The 14961-nt window shown below is 71.7% G+C and carries 14 protein-coding genes; 8 read left to right on the top strand and 6 right to left on the bottom strand.

Translation table 11 applies throughout. The features are described from left to right. Positions 1-58: 58 nt before the first annotated feature. Complete coding sequence (locus tag ASF53_RS14305; protein ID WP_056199436.1) at positions 59-2284, bottom strand: glycosyltransferase family 2 protein; 2226 nt, start codon at positions 2282-2284, stop codon at positions 59-61. A gap of 111 nt (positions 2285-2395) precedes the next feature. Further along, on the bottom strand, positions 2396-2722 hold the full coding sequence (locus tag ASF53_RS14300; protein ID WP_056199433.1) for a cupin domain-containing protein: 327 nt from the start codon (positions 2720-2722) through the stop codon (positions 2396-2398). Here ASF53_RS14300 and ASF53_RS14295 point away from each other — a divergent pair. The 4 genes from ASF53_RS14295 to ASF53_RS14280 all read left to right on the top strand — a co-directional run bounded on the left by ASF53_RS14295 (position 2721) and on the right by ASF53_RS14280 (position 4951). Then, positions 2721-2999, top strand: a complete 279-nt coding sequence (locus ASF53_RS14295) for a hypothetical protein (protein ID WP_056199429.1) — start codon at positions 2721-2723, stop codon at positions 2997-2999. The two genes, ASF53_RS14300 and ASF53_RS14295, sit on opposite strands and share 2 nt — an antisense overlap. Continuing rightward, positions 2968-3648: a protein-L-isoaspartate(D-aspartate) O-methyltransferase gene (locus ASF53_RS14290; RefSeq protein ID WP_286134448.1), complete on the top strand. Its 681-nt coding sequence runs from the start codon at positions 2968-2970 to the stop codon at positions 3646-3648. The genes ASF53_RS14295 and ASF53_RS14290 overlap by 32 nt, the downstream gene beginning before the upstream one ends. A 211-nt stretch (positions 3649-3859) precedes the next feature. After that, the gene (locus tag ASF53_RS14285; protein WP_056199426.1) at positions 3860-4348 is read left to right on the top strand and encodes an Hsp20 family protein; all 489 of its coding nucleotides are present in this window, start codon (positions 3860-3862) and stop codon (positions 4346-4348) included. Positions 4349-4453: 105 nt separating this feature from the next. Further along, the gene (locus ASF53_RS14280) at positions 4454-4951 is read left to right on the top strand and encodes a hypothetical protein (protein WP_056199423.1); all 498 of its coding nucleotides are present in this window, start codon (positions 4454-4456) and stop codon (positions 4949-4951) included. Positions 4952-4983: 32 nt separating this feature from the next. Here the strand turns inward: ASF53_RS14280 and mutL are convergent, their stop codons facing one another. Continuing rightward, positions 4984-6972, bottom strand: a complete 1989-nt coding sequence (gene mutL, locus ASF53_RS14275; RefSeq protein WP_056199420.1) for a DNA mismatch repair endonuclease MutL — start codon at positions 6970-6972, stop codon at positions 4984-4986. Between the two features lie 220 nt (positions 6973-7192). Beyond that, positions 7193-8419 carry an acyl-CoA dehydrogenase family protein gene (locus tag ASF53_RS14270; RefSeq protein ID WP_056199417.1) on the bottom strand — a complete coding sequence of 409 codons (1227 nt, stop codon included), beginning with the start codon at positions 8417-8419 and terminating at the stop codon, positions 7193-7195. A 156-nt stretch (positions 8420-8575) separates the two neighbouring features. On the opposite strand from ASF53_RS14270, the gene ASF53_RS14265 reads away from it, so the two are divergent. Further along, on the top strand, positions 8576-10441 hold the full coding sequence (locus ASF53_RS14265; protein WP_056199414.1) for an ABC-F family ATP-binding cassette domain-containing protein: 1866 nt from the start codon (positions 8576-8578) through the stop codon (positions 10439-10441). Between the two features lie 27 nt (positions 10442-10468). On the opposite strand, the gene ASF53_RS14260 is transcribed toward ASF53_RS14265, so the two are convergent. Then, complete coding sequence (locus tag ASF53_RS14260) at positions 10469-11836, bottom strand: MFS transporter (RefSeq protein ID WP_056199411.1); 1368 nt, start codon at positions 11834-11836, stop codon at positions 10469-10471. 133 nt (positions 11837-11969) lie between these two features. On the opposite strand from ASF53_RS14260, the gene ASF53_RS14255 reads away from it, so the two are divergent. Continuing rightward, on the top strand, positions 11970-13001 hold the full coding sequence (locus ASF53_RS14255) for an alpha/beta fold hydrolase (protein ID WP_056199407.1): 1032 nt from the start codon (positions 11970-11972) through the stop codon (positions 12999-13001). Between the two features lie 87 nt (positions 13002-13088). Here the strand turns inward: ASF53_RS14255 and ASF53_RS14250 are convergent, their stop codons facing one another. Beyond that, entirely contained in the window at positions 13089-13805 is a 717-nt protein-coding gene (locus ASF53_RS14250; protein ID WP_056199404.1) for a dihydrofolate reductase family protein, read from the bottom strand. A 149-nt stretch (positions 13806-13954) separates the two neighbouring features. Between ASF53_RS14250 and ASF53_RS14245 the strand changes: the two genes are divergently transcribed. Together ASF53_RS14245 and ASF53_RS14240 are read left to right on the top strand one after the other, a co-directional pair. Next, complete coding sequence (locus ASF53_RS14245) at positions 13955-14407, top strand: OsmC family protein (RefSeq protein WP_056199401.1); 453 nt, start codon at positions 13955-13957, stop codon at positions 14405-14407. Between the two features lie 71 nt (positions 14408-14478). Then, positions 14479-14916, top strand: a complete 438-nt coding sequence (locus ASF53_RS14240; RefSeq protein ID WP_056200160.1) for a GlcG/HbpS family heme-binding protein — start codon at positions 14479-14481, stop codon at positions 14914-14916. Positions 14917-14961 lie beyond the last annotated feature (45 nt).

Raw genomic sequence — 14961 nt, 5'->3', positions numbered from 1 at the left:
CGGCCTCTCCCCGCACAGCGGGGAGAGGGGGAAGCACACCGCTAAACCGGTCGCGACGTCAGAACCGCGCCGGATCGAGCTCGAAGGTCGGCGGCAGCGCCTCGAACCACTCGCTGTAATATGGGTCTTTTGGAATCTTCTCCGCCCAGCGCGCGCGGAAGCGGGCCTGCTCCTCCGGTGCGACGGTGCGGGCCCGGTTGCGGCTCTCGTAATGGTAGAGTTCGACCTCCGCGCAGTAGACGCTGCGCAGGCCCCGCTCCCACAGCCGCAGGCAGAGATCGACGTCGTTGTAATTGATGGCGAACCCTTCGTCGAAACCCTGGATCGCCTCGAAATCGGCCCGCCGCACCATCACGCAGGCCCCCGTCACGGCGAGGTAGTTGCGGTTGCCCGCGGTCGAGAAGAAGTGGCCGGGGTCTTCCCGCGGGTAGGAGCGGCGGGGATGGTCGGGCGTCGCGTCGATCACCGTGACGCCGACGTGCTGCAACTCGCCGGTCTCGAACAGGAGTTTGGGGCCGACCGCGCCGACGCCGGGGATCTGTAGCAAGGCCAGCATCGCCTCGATCCAGTCGGTGCTGATCACCTCGATGTCGTCGTTGAGGAAGACCAGCACCTCGCCCGTGGCGGCACGGGCCCCGAGATTCATCTTGGCGGCGACGTTGAATTCCGGCTGGTCCCAGGTGACGGGGCGGGCCTCGTACCACTCCAGCGCCGCCTTGGTCGTCGGCCGCAGGTCGCCGTTATCGACCGCCACGATCTCGATGGCTTCGTAGGTGCTCCGCTCGCGGATGCTGGCGAGGCAGGCAGCCAGCAGATCGACCGTGCGGCCGCGGACTTCGCTGTCGCGGCCGGCGGTGGGGATCACGATCGAGACGAGCGGGCGCGCGGCGAGCGGCCGGCGCAGGTGGAAGCTGCCGGCGAACGCCGTGGGGCGCACGCTCGCGAGCCCGCCGGTGCGCCGCGCCCGGTCTTCGAGCGCCCGCACCGCCGCGGCGACCACGTAGCCCTTGTTGTCCATGGCCTGGGCGGTCGAGCCGGGGATCGCCCGCCAGTGGTAGAGCACCTGGGGCACGTGGTGCACGCAGGCGGCGTGCTCGGTGTAGCGCAGGACGAAGTCGTAATCCTGCGCACCCTCGCATTCCGCCCGGAAGGCGCCGATGCGGGTCACGAGATCCATCCGGTAGAGCGCCAGATGGGCCGTGTACATGCAGGCTTCCAGCGTCTCGGGCGACCAGTCCGGCTTGAAGAACGGCTCGTAGCGCTCGCCGCCCACCATGATCTTGTCCTCGTCCGAGTAGAGGAAATCGATCCGCGGATCCGCGTTCAAGGCGGCAACGAGCGCATAGAACGCGTGCGGCGGGATCGCGTCGTCGTGGTCGATCAGGGTGAGCCAGTCGCCGGTGGCCAGCGCAAGCGCGTCGTTGCTCGCCGCGACGATGCCGCCGTTCTTGGCGCGCCGATGCGGCCGCACCCGCGGCTCCTCCGCCGCCAGTGCTTCGAGCATCGGCGCGATATGGGGCGCGCTCGATGCGTCGTCGCAGAGGCACAGCTCCCAATCGGGATAGGCCTGCGCCCGGATGCTGGCGAGCGCCGCCTCCAGATAAGGCTTGGGCGTGTTGTAGACCGGCATGACGATGGAGATGCGCGGCCGCACCCGGAAGTCGGCGATCGCCGCCCGCATCGCCTCCAGGCTCGGCAAGGCCGGGCGCTCGACCTGCTCGATCCAGGCGGCGTAGGAAGCCGCCGCCGGGCGCGGCCGGGCGCTGTCCCAGAACGCCCGCCACAGGGCGGCGGGCGGGCGGCTCAGGGCGAGACGCGCGAGGCGCCCGAGCAGGGCCCCGCCCCGCTCTTCCTCCGGCAGCTGCGCCACCAGTCGGCGGGCGACGGCGAGTGCGGCGGCGGGGCCGCGCAGGGGTTCGAGGGTCGCCCGCGAGAGGCGGAACCGCCCGCTCGCGGCGAGCGGATCGAGCCGCAGGCCCCGCACCCGGCGCGGCAGGCGCACGAGGTCGTCGATGCCCCCGTCCTCCCGCACTTCGAGCCGGACCGCCTCGTCCTCGCGAAAGCCCGAACCGTCATCGACGTAAAGGAGCGGCACTGGCTTCGTGTGGCCCAGCCCTTCGAGGTCGGCACGGATGCGCACCCAGCCCCCCGCCAGCCGGAACGGAAACAGCCGTCCGCCGCGGGGATGGGTGAGGCGGAACTGCGGATCGGAGCCGGTGGAGCGCCAGACGCCCTCCCCCTCCGGCTCGATCTGTCCCTTCGGTTCGATGCGGCACGCGATCATGGTGCAACGCGTTAGAGCGCATTCCGATGAAGTGGCAACCGGTTCGCCGCAAGAATGCGCGTCGAAACAAAGATCTAGAGCCACCGGCCTGATGCGATCAGGTTGGCGGCTCTAGCGCGGCGCGCAGTGAATCGCGAGCCAGATCGTCGGATTCTGCGTGCGCTCGACGCGATGCCGGCGATGCGCCGGGATCAGCAGGTGATCGCCCGCCGAGAGCAGACGCGGTTCGGGCTCGTCGGCGAAGCGGAGTTCGGCGCTGCCCTGAAGCAAAGCGACCCACTCGTCCTCGTCCTGATCGTACCAGAAGCCCGGCGGGCTCGCTTGGCCCGTCGAGACGATGCGCTCGACCCGCAGGCCAGGGCGCGTGAGCAGGGTCTCGAAGAATTCTTCATCCGTGTGCGCCGTCAGGCCGGCGAACAGGTTGGGATAAGCGGTCATGTCTACGTCTCTCCCGGCCAAGGAGGGGCCGCCGGAGCCGGTCGGACACCGCGCGGCGCTCTGGCGCGTTGAGGCCAAGGAAGGCAGCGCGCCCCGCGCCGCCGCAGCTTGCGACGGATCGATGCCCGAGACCAAACCCGCCCCGCTCCCCCCGGCCACCGAGGATGCCGGCCTGCCGACGCCGCCGAGCCCCGGCCGCCTGCCGCCGCCGCACCTGCCGCCCTCCCCGGAGGACGGCGCGTCCGATGCCGAGACGGACGGCGCCGACACGGCGTGAGGCGATGCCGGCCTCCGCCCGCGCCCGGATGGTCGAGACGCAACTGGTCGCCCGCGGCATCCGGGACGCGGCCGTCCTCGATGCGATGCGGGCCGTGCCGCGGGAGGCCTTCGTGCCGGGCGCACTCGCGGTGGAGGCCTATTGTGACGGGCCGCTGCCGATCGGCGCGGGGCAGACGATCTCCCAGCCCACTATCGTCGCCCTGATGATCGAGGCGCTAGCCCTGCGGCCCGGCGACCGGGTGCTGGAGGTCGGCGCCGGCTGCGGCTACGCGGCGGCCGTGCTGGCGCGGATGGGGGCGCAGATCTTCGCCATCGAGCGCCACGCCGCTCTGAGCGAGGCCGCCGGCGCGCGTCTGGCCGCGCTCGGGCTCACGGTGCCTCTGCGCATCGGCGACGGCCATGCGGGCTGGCCGGAGGCCGCGCCCTTCGACGCGATCCTCGTCTCCGCAGCGGGCCCCACGATCCCGGAGGCGCTGAAGGCCCAGCTCAAGCCGGGCGGCCGCCTCGTCATTCCCGTCGGCCCACCCGGCGGGCAGAGGCTGCTGCGGCTGACCCGGCGCGGGCCGGACCGGTTCGAGAGCCGCGATTTCGGCCCGGTCTCCTTCGTGCCGCTGCTGCGGGGCGTGGAAACGGCGGACAACACGTGAAGCACAGCTCCTCCGCACCGCGCCGGGGCGAACGAGCTTGCTTTCGAGCCCAAGCCTCGCGGGCCGATCGAAAAATTTTAGAAAATACGGAACCCAGTTCCGCTCCCCGCGTTACGCGCGTGCGAGGCCCACATTCGGGCTCGCATTGGGGGCGCCGGATCCAGGTGTCCGGCGGCCCTCGTCATCACGTTGCTCCAAGGAGGATGTGGTCATGAGAACCTTCGACTTCGCTCCGCTCTACCGGTCCACCGTCGGCTTCGACCGGTTGTTCTCCCTACTCGACCAGGCTGAGACCTCGGCCGCGTGGCCGCCCTACGACATCGAGAAGGTGTCCGAGGATGCCTACCGCATCACCATGGCGGTCGCGGGCTTCGCGCAGGACGAGATCGAACTCACCCAGCAGGACACCACGCTCCTCGTCGCGGGCCAGAAGAAGGCCCAGGAGGGCGAGCGGCAATACCTGCACCGGGGCATTGCCGGCCGCACCTTCCGTCAGACCTTCAATCTGGCCCAGCATGTGAAGGTCACGGGCGCAAGCCTGGAGAACGGCCTGCTCACGGTGGAGCTGAAGCGTGAGGTGCCCGAGGCATTCAAGCCGCGCCGGATCGCCATCGGCGGCACACAGGCCGCCATCGGGCAGGACAACGCGTCGGACCAAAAGGCGCCGGCTCAGGTCGAGGACCTGTCCAAGGCCGCCTGACCCGAGGCGCATACCCAACACGAGCCGGCATCCCCGGAGGGCTGCGCGCCCTCCGGGGATCGCTTCCTTTTCGCACGAAACCCCGTGCTTTCAGGGAGATGACCCGTGACGACGATCGAAACGCATTCCGCCCATTCCGGCCCGATGAACCCGGCGGGCATGCCGGCCGCCTCGTTCGAGACATGGCAGGCGCTCGTCGCCCCCGGCGACGTGTTCCGCCATCCGCGCGAGGTGCTGGCCCACCCGCTTCTGTCGCGGGCGGACAAGCGCGCGATCCTGGCCTCCTGGCCGTCCGATGCCTGCGCCCTCGAGAACGCGCCTGCCCTGCGCTGCCTTCCCGGCTGCAAGGCCGAGCCGGTGCCGGTCGATATCGTCCTGGCCGCGCTCGGCACGCTCGACCGGGGGCCGCCCCCGGCGGGCACGCCAGCGTCCGGTTGTCCGGCCTTGCCCCGGCGCCCGCGGCGCCTGTTGAACCGGCACCGGTTCCCTCGCTTTGGCCGCCGGAACGATGACGACGATCCGCCGCCCTGCCCGGCGGCGGTGATGCCGCGCCCGCGGACACCCCCGAGCGCCGCAGCCCTGGCGGTCGCCATCCCGGCCTGATCGGGGGCGGCGTCGGCCTCAGGAGGGCGCCGTCACCGCCGCCCGAACAGCCGCTCGATATCGGCGAGGCCCAGGCTCACGAAGGTCGGGCGGCCGTGGTTGCACGAGCCGGACAGCGGGGTCGCCTCCATCTCGCGCAGCAGGGCGTTCATCTCCTCAGGCTTGAGGCGGCGGCCGGCGCGGATCGAGCCGTGGCAGCTCATCCGCGAGAGGATCGCGTCGAGGCGCTGGCTCACCGGGTCGGGGTCACCCGCGCCCGCCGGGCCGCCCTCCTCGACGCCGCTGGCTTCGAGCGCGTCGAGCACATCGAGCACGAGGCCCTTCACCGAGCCGCCCGCCAGCGCCGACGGCACGGAGCGCACCAGCACGGCGCCGGGGCCGAACGCCTCCAGGGTGAGGCCGAGCCGCTCCAGTTCGGGCGCGGCCTCGACGAGGCGGTCGGCCTCCTCGGGCGCCATCTCGACCACGTCGGGGATCAGGAGCCCCTGGGCGAGCACGCCGCCGCCGGCCCGCTCGCGCTTCAGCCGCTCGTAGACGAGGCGCTCATGGGCGGCGTGCTGATCGACCAGCACGATGCCGTCGCGGGTCTGGGCGACGATGTAGGTCTCGTGGATCTGGGCGCGGGCGGCGCCCAGCGGATGGGTCTCGGGATGGGCCTCGGCCTCCAAGAAACTCTCCGGTTCGGGCCGCAGGTCGGCGCCCGGCGGGGCGAGGTCGGCGGAGAACAAAGCCTGCGGCGTCTCGGCAAAGCCCGGATGGTCTTCGGTGTAGGCCGGGCGCGGCGCCGGGCGGTAGCCCGCGGGCGCGGCCACCGAGGGGCCGAAGAACAGGCGGCTCGCCGGCCGGGGGCTCAGGGCGCTGGCAGTGGAGACGCCCGAATGCACGGCGAACCGGCCCGCACCCGCCGCCATCGGCGGAGCCTCGCCTAAACTGCCGCCGGCCCGCAGCGCGTCGAGGGCGGCCTGAGTGCCCGTGCTGGACGACCGCGCCCCGGCCCGGCGCAACGCCTCGTGGATCGCGCTGACGATCAGCGCCCGCACAAGCCCCGGCTCGCGGAAGCGCAGCTCGGTCTTGGCCGGATGCACGTTCACATCGACGAGGGCGGGATCGCAGGTGAGATGGAGCGCGAGCACCGGGTGGCGGTCGGAACTCATGGTGTCGGCATAGGCCCCGCGCACGGCCCCGAGCAGGAGCCGGTCGCGCACCGGGCGCCCGTTGACGACGAAATGGATGTGGCTCGCCGCCCCGCGGTGGAAGGTCGGCAGGCCGACATGGCCGGCGAGCGCGAAGCCCTCGCGGGCCATGTCGACAGGCACGGCATTGCCGGGAAAGTCGGGGCCGAGCACGGCCCCGAGCCGGCGCAGCAGGGCCGCCGGGCCCGGCTCGCTCTCGGCGGGAAACACCGTCGGGCTGCCGCTCTCGGTGCGCAGGGTGAAGCGGATCTGCGGCTGCGCCACCGCGAGCCGGCGCAGGATCTCGGAGACGGCGGCCGTCTCGGCCCGGTCGGTCTTCAGGAATTTCAGCCGGGCCGGGGTCGCGGCGAAAAGCTCGGACACCTCGATGCGGGTGCCGCGCGAAGCAGGCGCCGGGCGCACCGGGCCCTTGGCGCCGGAATCGAGGGTGAGGCTCACCCCCTCGCCGTCGGCGGTGCGCGAGGTGATCGTCAGCCGCGAGACCGCGCCGATCGAGGGCAGCGCCTCGCCGCGAAAGCCGAGCGAGCCGATCCGGGTGAGGTCGCCGTCGGGCAGCTTCGAGGTGGCATGGCGCTCGACCGCGAGCGCGAGGTCGTCGGCCCCCATGCCGATGCCGTCATCGATGACGCGGATCAGGCGGCGCCCGCCGCCCTCGATCGCCACCTCGATGCTGCGCGCGCCGGCATCGATCGCGTTCTCGACCAGTTCCTTGACCGCCGAGGCCGGCCGCTCGACCACCTCGCCCGCGGCGATGCGATCGACCAGGATCGGGTCGAGACGGCGCACATGCGCGGGCGGCGGATCGCGGGGGTCGGGGGCGGCGGACATGACTTACGAAATATAGGAGGGTTCGAGGGGCCTCGATAGGCGACGGGTTGCGCTTGCGAACAGCCTTACCCGTCCGATCCCGGCCCTTCCCTCACCCTGAGGCGCCCGCGTCAGCGGGCCTCGAAGGGGGCTCCAGGGATCGCGGCGACCACGGGAGGACCCTTCGAGGCTTCGCTGCGCTCCGCACCTCAGGGTGAGGCGGTGGATGGGAAGTGGGAGTTTACCCCCGCGGCAGCATCCGGTCGCTGATGATGCGGCGCTGGATCTCGCTGGTGCCCTCAAAAATCGTGGTGAGGCGGGCATCGCGCCAGTAGCGCTCGATCCGTCGTTCGGTGGTGTAGCCGTTGCCGCCGTGGAGCTGCATCGCTTGGTTCGTCACCCGCACCGCCATCTCGGTGGCCAGCAGCTTCACCTGGGCCGATTCGCTCTCGGCGGGCAGGCCCTCGTCGAGGAGGTGGGCGACCTGTTGCCAGTAGGCGCGGGCTTGCGCCACTTCCGCCGCCATGTCGGCCAGCGCGAAGCGCAGGGCCTGGAACTGTCCGATCGGCTGGCCGAACTGCTCGCGCTCCTGAAGGTAGGCGGTGCAATCCTCCACCGCGGCACGGGCCACGCCGACCGCGCGGGCGGCGGTGTGGACGCGGGCGATGTTGAGGCCGCGCTGCACCGAGGCGAAGCCGCCGGAATCCGCATCCGCCCCCTCGTCGCCGTAGAGGCCGGTGAGCCGGTCGCGCTCGGGCACCCGCACCCCGTCGAGGGTGAGCTCGAAGGTGAGGAAGCCGTGATAGCCGATCTTGTCGATCACGGTGCCGGTCATGCCGTCGGGGAAGGTGCCGGGCTCCTTGACGACGAGGAAGGGCTCCAAGCCGGCCGAGCGCGGTTCACCGGGCTCGGGGTCGCGCACGCGGGCCAGAACCTCGATGAAGTCGGCGCCTTGCGCGAAGCCGGCCCAGCGCTTGGTGCCGGTGAGCACCCATTCGTCGCCCTCGCGCACGGCGCGGGTCTGCACCCCGGCGAGATCCGAACCGGCGGTGGGCTCGGAGAGCGCGATCGAGCCGATCCATTGCCCCTTGGCGGATTTGGCGAGCAGCGCCCGGCGGCTTTCGTCGTCGAGCGTCTGGGTGCCGAGACCCTGGCCGCGGGCCAGGATCGAGCCGGTGGAGAGCCACGCGCGGGCGAGTTCTTCCGAGATCAGGCAGTACTCGAACACGCCCAGCCCCATCCCGCCATACTCGGCGGGGATGGTGATGCCGAACCAGCCCTTCTGCGCCATCGCGTCGATGAGCGAGCGGGGCATCTCGCCCTTCTGCGGGTCGAGCTCGTCGGCCAGCGGCAGGATGACGTCGTGGGCGAAGGCGCGAGCCTCTTGTTGGAGCGCGGCGCGCCTGTCCGTGCGCCAGGGCGAGAGCAGCTCCGGCGGGCGCGGCGCCTTGAACTCTGGTTTGGCCATGGTTCCTCCGCGTCATTTTTTGCTGTTGTTCGTCCGAGCCGAACGCTCAAGCTGGCAAAACGTTCGCGCTGGCTCCGCTGACGGCGTGGGCGGGACCGCGGCTCTTGTGCCTCCCAACTCTTGCGCTTCCCGGCGCCCGCCCCCAGAACGCCGCTCATGCTGCGCGTCAACGATCTCACCTACCGCATCGGCGAGCGGGTCATCCTCGATTCGGCGACCTTCGCGATTCCCGACCGGGCGCGGGTCGGCCTCGTCGGCCGCAACGGGGCGGGCAAGACCACGCTGTTCCGGGCGATCCTCGGCGAATTGCCGACCGATGCCGGCGCGGTCTCGCTGCCCAAGGGCATGCGCATCGGCGCGGTGGCGCAGGAAGCGCCCGCCGGTCCCGAGACCCTGCATGAGGTCGTCCTCGCCGCCGACACCGAGCGCGCCCGGCTGATGCAGGAGGCGGAAGACGCCGACGGGTTGCGCCGGGCCGAGATCGAGACGCGGCTCGTCGATATCGGCGCGCACTCCGCCCCGGCCCGCGCCGCGGCGATCCTGCATGGTCTGGGCTTCGACGCGGCGGCGCAGGGCCGCCCCTGCGCGGACTTCTCCGGCGGCTGGCGGATGCGGGTGGCGCTCGCCGCCGTGCTGTTCTCCGAGCCCGACCTGCTGTTGCTCGACGAGCCGACCAACTACCTCGATATCGAGGGCACGCTCTGGCTCTACGATTACCTCGAAAAGTATCCGCGCACGGCCATCATCATCAGCCACGACCGGGAATTGCTCGACACGAGCGTCGATCACATCCTGCATCTCGATCGCGGCAAGCTCACGATCTACCGCGGCGGCTATACCAGCTTTGCCCGCCAGCTCTCCGAGAAGCGCGTTCTCCAAGCGAAGGCGAAGGCCAAGCAGGAGGTCGAGCGGGCGCATCTGCAAAGCTTCATCGACCGGTTCAAGGCCAAGGCGACCAAGGCGCGCCAAGCCCAGTCGCGGATGAAGCGGCTCGCCAAGATGGAGCCGATCGCCGCGCTCTTGGAAGACGAGGTGCCGGTGATCCACCTGCCGAGCCCGGAAAAGCCGCTCTCGCCGCCGATCGTGGCGATGGAGCGGGTGAATGCCGGTTACGGCGAGCGCGTCGTGCTCTCGGGCCTCAACCTCTCGCTCGCCCCTGACGACCGGGTGGCGCTGCTCGGCGCCAACGGCAACGGCAAATCGACCTTCTGCAAGCTGATCGGCGGGCGCCTGCCCCCGCTCGCGGGCGAGATGCGGCGCTCCTCGAAGATGGAGGTCGCCTATTTCGCCCAGCACCAGCTCGACGAGCTGCGCCCGGCCGAGAGCGCGGTGGCGCATGTGCGCGACCGGATGCCCGACGCGCCGGAGGCCAAGGTGCGCTCGGCCGCCGCTCGCCTCGGCTTCCCCGCCTCGAAGGCCGACACGCCGGTGGAGAAGCTCTCCGGCGGCGAGAAAGCGCGGCTGCTGATGGGGCTGGCCGCCTTCGACGGGCCGCACCTGCTGATCCTCGACGAGCCGACCAACCACCTCGACATCGAGAGCCGGCAGGCCCTGGTCGAGGCGATCAACGATTACGAGGGGGCGGTGATCCTCGTCAGCCACGACCGCTTCCTGATCGAGGCCTGCGCCGACCGGCTCTGGATCGTCGGCGACGGCTCGGTGAAGTCCTTCGACGGCGACATGGACGATTACCGCCGCCTCGTTCTCGCCGGCCCGGAGCGGGTCGACACGTCCAGCGAGGGCACCGGCGGGCAGAAGGCCGAGGCGCGCCGCTCGGCGGTGGAGCGCCGCGCGGCTCTGGCGCCCCTGCGCAAGCGCCTCGACGGCATCGAGGCGCGCATGGCCAAGCTCTCGGGCGCGATCGAGAAGATCGATGCGGCGCTCGCCGACGGCACCGCCTTCCTCAAAGACGCGGCCAAGGCCGGCGATATCGCCCGTATGCGCGCCGAGGCGGCCGAGGCCCTGGCCAAGGCCGAGGAGGAATGGCTGGAGGTCAGCGGCGAGATCGAGGCGGCGGCCTGAGGCCAAGGCGCGCCGGTCGCCGAAGGGTTAGGCCGGTTCCTGCGACAGGCGCGCGCCGGTCTCCGCCCCCGACCGGCTGAGGCAAGCCGCGACCAGCGCGGCCCCCGCCGCGAGCCCCAGCCAGAGCCCGGACGAGAGCGCGCTGCCCGGAAGGACCAGCGCCGGGAGCTGCATGAGAAAGAGCGGGCCGAGCAGCGTCCCGAGCCCGCCCGCTAGGACGAACAGCCCGGTCGCCGCGGCATTGCGCTCGGGCGGCGCAGCCCGCAGCAGCGCCAGGACATTGGCGACGGTGAACAGGCCGCGGCCGAGACCGAAGGCGAGAAGGCCGGCAGTCAGGAGCGGCCATGCATGCGCCGTCCCACCGTCCGACGCCGACACGGCGAGGGCGGCAAGGCCAGAAGCCGCGAGCCCCATCCCGATCCGGGCAAGACGCGGCGCGCCGGACCGGCCGGCGTAGAAGCCCGCCCCGGCGGTGAGGACGGCGAGCCCCAGGAACGCGGCGCCCATCCCGGACGGCGATAAGCCGTCGCGCGCGGTGAGATGGGAGAGCAGGGCCGTGTTCGCGGCGGTGAGGGCGATGGTGCCCGCAAACGCCGCCGCGAGCGGCCACGCGAGGGCCGGCCGCGCGAGAAGGTCGAGCGGCAGCAGCGGCGCCGGCCGCCGCCATTGCTGCCAGATCCAGAGCGCCGACAGAATCAGGCCGAGATTGAGCACGAGCAAGGCTGCCACCGGTCGGATCACCGCCAGCGGCACGGCGGTGAGGAGCAGCCCGAGGCAGAGCACCGAGAGGAGCGCGCCGAGCCCATCGAAGCGCAGCCCCGGCGCATCTTCCTTCGGCAGGGCGAGGAGCCCGAGGATCAGGCTCGGCCCCGCCAGGAGAAGGGTGGGGACGAGGATGCCGAGGCTTCCCAGGAGAGACAGCGCGAACCCGGCCGACATCTGAACCAGCAGCAGGGCCGGCAGGGCGGCGAGTTCCGCCACGCCGAGGCCGAGCCCGAGGCGCGCCTCGCCGAAGAGGCGGCGCAGCAGGCTCCAGCCTGCGCAGAGAAGCAGCGCGGAGGCGAACCCTTGCGCCAGACGTAGGCCGAGCAGCGGCACGAGATCGAGCGGCAGGGCGGCGGCGGGGACGAGCCCGGTAAGGGCGAGAACGGCGGCGAGGAAGCCGCGGCGCGGCCCGAGACGCGCGGCGAGCGCCGCCATCGGCAGCGCGCCCAGGATCAGGCCGTAGGTATGGGCCGCCTGAATCAGCGCGGCCGTGGTGACCGGGAACGCCCCCTGCTGCATCACCCACGGCATCAGGATCGACATCCCCGTGGTCGGCAGCGCCGACATCCCGAGACCCGTCAGCAGTGCGGCGACCGCGTGGACGCGGCTCTCGGGCTTGCGATCCGGCATCCGGTCCTTTTCCCCCTTCGCTCCCCGGCAGGCTTAACGGGAAGTCGGCAGGGCGTGAACCGTGGGTGGCAGGCGCTCGGCAACGCCGGCCCCCGCCCCGCGTTGTCTGGCGCGAGGCGGAAGCGGAGGAACCATGCGCGGCACGAGCCATCCCGGAACACGCAAGAGCGGCAAGGCCGGCGCCCTCGCGCTGCTGCCGCTCGCGGCGGCCGGCGCGTGGATCGCCTGGAGCCATCTCGGGCTGAACCGGGCCGGCCCCCTGCCCCCGGCCCTGCCGGGGCGGCGGGGCACCCTGCGCACGCGGGCCGGCCGGGTGAACCTCTACGTCTCGGATGCCCAGGGCGGGCGGCCGCTGCTCTTGATCCACTCGGTCAACGCGGCCGCCAACGCCTATGAGGTCAAGCCGCTCTACGAGCATTACCGGGGTCACCGCCCGGTCTACGCCCTGGAACTGCCGGGCTTCGGCCATTCCGAGCGGGCGGACCGGATCTACACGCCCCGGCTGATGACCGACGCGATCCTCGACGCCGCGTCCGAGATCGCCGGCCGCCACGGCGGTGGGGCGCTCGACGCGATGGCGCTCTCATTGCCTTGCGCCTATCTCGCCCGCGCCGCCTTGGAGCGGCCGGAGCTGTTTTCGACGCTCGGCCTCATCAGCCCGACCGGCTTCGACACCCGCCTCTCCGGGCGCGGGCCGGCGGACACCAACCGCGGCAAGCCGCTGGCGCGCGGGCTCGCCGCCTTCCCGCTCTGGGGCCGCCCGCTCTTCGACGCGCTGGTGAGCCGGCCGAGCATGCGCTTCTTCCTCGAAAAGACCTGGGGCAGCCGCGACATCGACGAGGGACTGCTCGCCTATGACCAGCTCTCGGCCCACCAGAAGGGGGCCGAGCACGCGCCGTTCTCGTTCCTTTCGGGCTACCTGTTCCCCGACGACACGACGCGGGTCTACGAGACGCTGACGCTCCCGATTTTCATGGTGCACGGGGCACGGGGCGACTTCGTCGATTACCGCTATGTCGGCGAGGTGGCGGGCCGCCCGAACTGGACGATCCTGCGGCTGCCGACCGGCGCCTTCCCGCATTTCGAGAACCGGCCGGCGGTGACGAACGCCTACGACGCCTTCCTCGCCGCCCACCCGCCGCGGGATCATACCAAATCCGGTTGATCCCTTCGGGATGGCGGATTCGGTCTCCGCTCAAGCGCCGCGCGGGCTGAGCGATACGGTCTCCGCTTTGACCAAACGGAAACCGTATCAGCCGGCCGCTTCGATTCGGTAGCGCAGCCAGACGGTGCCGTCGTCGAACGGCTCGCAGGCGGTGCGGGTGAGGCGGCGGCGCGAGCCCATGGAATCACCCTCCCCGCCCTCGAAATCGAACAGGGCCGGCGTGCCGAGCACGCCATCGACGGTGGGCGCGAGCAGCAGGCTGAGTTCGTCCACGAGCCCGGCCTTCAGCATCGAGCCGTTGATGCGCCCGCCGCCCTCGACCAGCAGCCGCTCGATGCCGAACAGGCGCTTGAGCTTGGCCAGCGCCAGGGCGAAATCGACCTCGCGTTCACCGGCCAGGATGTAGGACTGGCCGCCGGCCTTCAGGCGGCGCAGGCGGTCGTCCGAGGCTTGCCCCGTCGTCAGCACGATGACGTGATCGCCCTCGATGTCGTTGCGCGCCCCCCAATCCATCGCGCCGCGGGCATCGAGCGCTACCGCGTAGCCGGACGCATCGGTGCGAGCGACGTGATCCTCGCGGGAGACGGGCTCCTCGGGCGGAACGGAGGCGAGCGGCTTGGCGCTGTCGGCATAGCCCTGCATGGTGATGCGCCCGCACATCCAGGCGTCGCCCTGCAGCTGCTTGTGGACCTCCTCGTAGTGCGAATCCGCGTCGATCGTGGTCCAGCGCCGGACCTTGATGCGCCCATCGACCGAGGTGGTCATGTGGCACAGGACGTAGGGGCGCTCCGATGTGTCGGCCATGGCGTCAGGGTTCCTGCTCTCGATTGTGGAAGCGGATACTAGACCGGACGCCCAACCGGGCCAGGGTGCACAGCCGCGGCGACGCGCCGCCGGCTTGGCCGCGGGCGCCCGCGCCGGATAGGCTGGTGCCGACGGATCGGGAGGCGAGGATGGCGACCTACACCGCGGATGTCCGCTGGGCGCTGGCCGCGGGCGAGGACTTTTCCGCCGGGCGCTACAGCCGCGGCCACACCGTGCGCTTCGATGGCGGGGTGGAACTGGCGGGCTCGGCCTCGCCGCACATCGTCGGCAAATGGGCGGTGGAGGCGGCGGTCGATCCCGAGGAGATGCTGGTGGCGGCGCTCTCGACCTGCCACATGCTGAGCTTCCTCCACGTCGCCCGGCTCGCCGGCTTCGTCGCGCAGGCCTACCGCGACCAGGCAGAAGGCACGATGGCGGAGATCGCCCCCGGCCGGCAGGCGGTGACACGGGTGGTGCTGCACCCGCGGATCGAGTGGGCCGGTGCGGCGCCCGATGCGGAGCGGCTCGCCGCGCTCCACCATGAGGCACACGAGACCTGCTTCATCGCCAACTCCGTGCGGACCGAGGTGACGGTCGCCTGAAAGCGCGTGCTTGGCGAAACCGGCCCCGCCGGTGCATGTCCTTGGGGACGCGATCCTTCGAGGACAACCGGATGACCGACCTGACGCTCGCCGCCGCCCAGACCCTCGTGGCCACCGCCCTGAAGACCGCCCGCGAGCGGGGGCTGAAGCCGCTCGCGGTGGTGGTCTACGACGCCCGCGGCGCCCTCAAATGCCTGGCCGCCGAGGACGGCACCTCGCTGCGCCGGGCGGAAGTGGCCCGCGGCAAGGCCAACGGCGCGCTGGCGCTCGGCCTCGGCTCACGAGCCATCGCCAAGCGGGCCGAGGAGCAGCCGCATTTCGTGGCCGCGGTGAGCCACCTCGTCGGCCCCGACGCCCTGGTGCCGGTGCCCGGCGGCTTGCTGATCCGCGATGCCGACGGCCGCCTGCTCGGCGCGGTCGGCGTTTCGGGCGACACCTCCGACAATGACGAGATCTGCGCGCTCGCCGGCATCGAGGCGGCGGGGCTGAAGGGCGAGACGGGGGCCTGACGGCCTGACCACCGTGTTCGGAGGTACGCGCCGCGTGTCCCCTCT

Source organism: Methylobacterium sp. Leaf123 (genome assembly GCF_001423405.1).
In the GTDB taxonomy this organism is placed as follows: Bacteria; Pseudomonadota; Alphaproteobacteria; order Rhizobiales; family Beijerinckiaceae; genus Methylobacterium.
Note: the sequence above shows the minus strand (reverse complement) of the source record. Positions and strands in the feature narration are given on the sequence as shown.

Coding starts and splice junctions, on each gene's coding strand:
- ASF53_RS14305 (WP_056199436.1), bottom strand. CDS start 2,284: ATGATCGCGTGCCGCATCGAACCGAAGGGACAGATCGAGCCGGAGGGG.
- ASF53_RS14290 (WP_286134448.1), top strand. CDS start 2,968: ATGCCGAGACGGACGGCGCCGACACGGCGTGAGGCGATGCCGGCCTCC.
- ASF53_RS14250 (WP_056199404.1), bottom strand. CDS start 13,805: ATGGCCGACACATCGGAGCGCCCCTACGTCCTGTGCCACATGACCACC.
- ASF53_RS14260 (WP_056199411.1), bottom strand. CDS start 11,836: ATGCCGGATCGCAAGCCCGAGAGCCGCGTCCACGCGGTCGCCGCACTG.
- ASF53_RS14240 (WP_056200160.1), top strand. CDS start 14,479: ATGACCGACCTGACGCTCGCCGCCGCCCAGACCCTCGTGGCCACCGCC.
- ASF53_RS14255 (WP_056199407.1), top strand. CDS start 11,970: ATGCGCGGCACGAGCCATCCCGGAACACGCAAGAGCGGCAAGGCCGGC.
- ASF53_RS14300 (WP_056199433.1), bottom strand. CDS start 2,722: ATGACCGCTTATCCCAACCTGTTCGCCGGCCTGACGGCGCACACGGAT.
- mutL (WP_056199420.1), bottom strand. CDS start 6,972: ATGTCCGCCGCCCCCGACCCCCGCGATCCGCCGCCCGCGCATGTGCGC.
- ASF53_RS14285 (WP_056199426.1), top strand. CDS start 3,860: ATGAGAACCTTCGACTTCGCTCCGCTCTACCGGTCCACCGTCGGCTTC.
- ASF53_RS14295 (WP_056199429.1), top strand. CDS start 2,721: ATGTCTACGTCTCTCCCGGCCAAGGAGGGGCCGCCGGAGCCGGTCGGA.
- ASF53_RS14265 (WP_056199414.1), top strand. CDS start 8,576: ATGCTGCGCGTCAACGATCTCACCTACCGCATCGGCGAGCGGGTCATC.
- ASF53_RS14270 (WP_056199417.1), bottom strand. CDS start 8,419: ATGGCCAAACCAGAGTTCAAGGCGCCGCGCCCGCCGGAGCTGCTCTCG.
- ASF53_RS14245 (WP_056199401.1), top strand. CDS start 13,955: ATGGCGACCTACACCGCGGATGTCCGCTGGGCGCTGGCCGCGGGCGAG.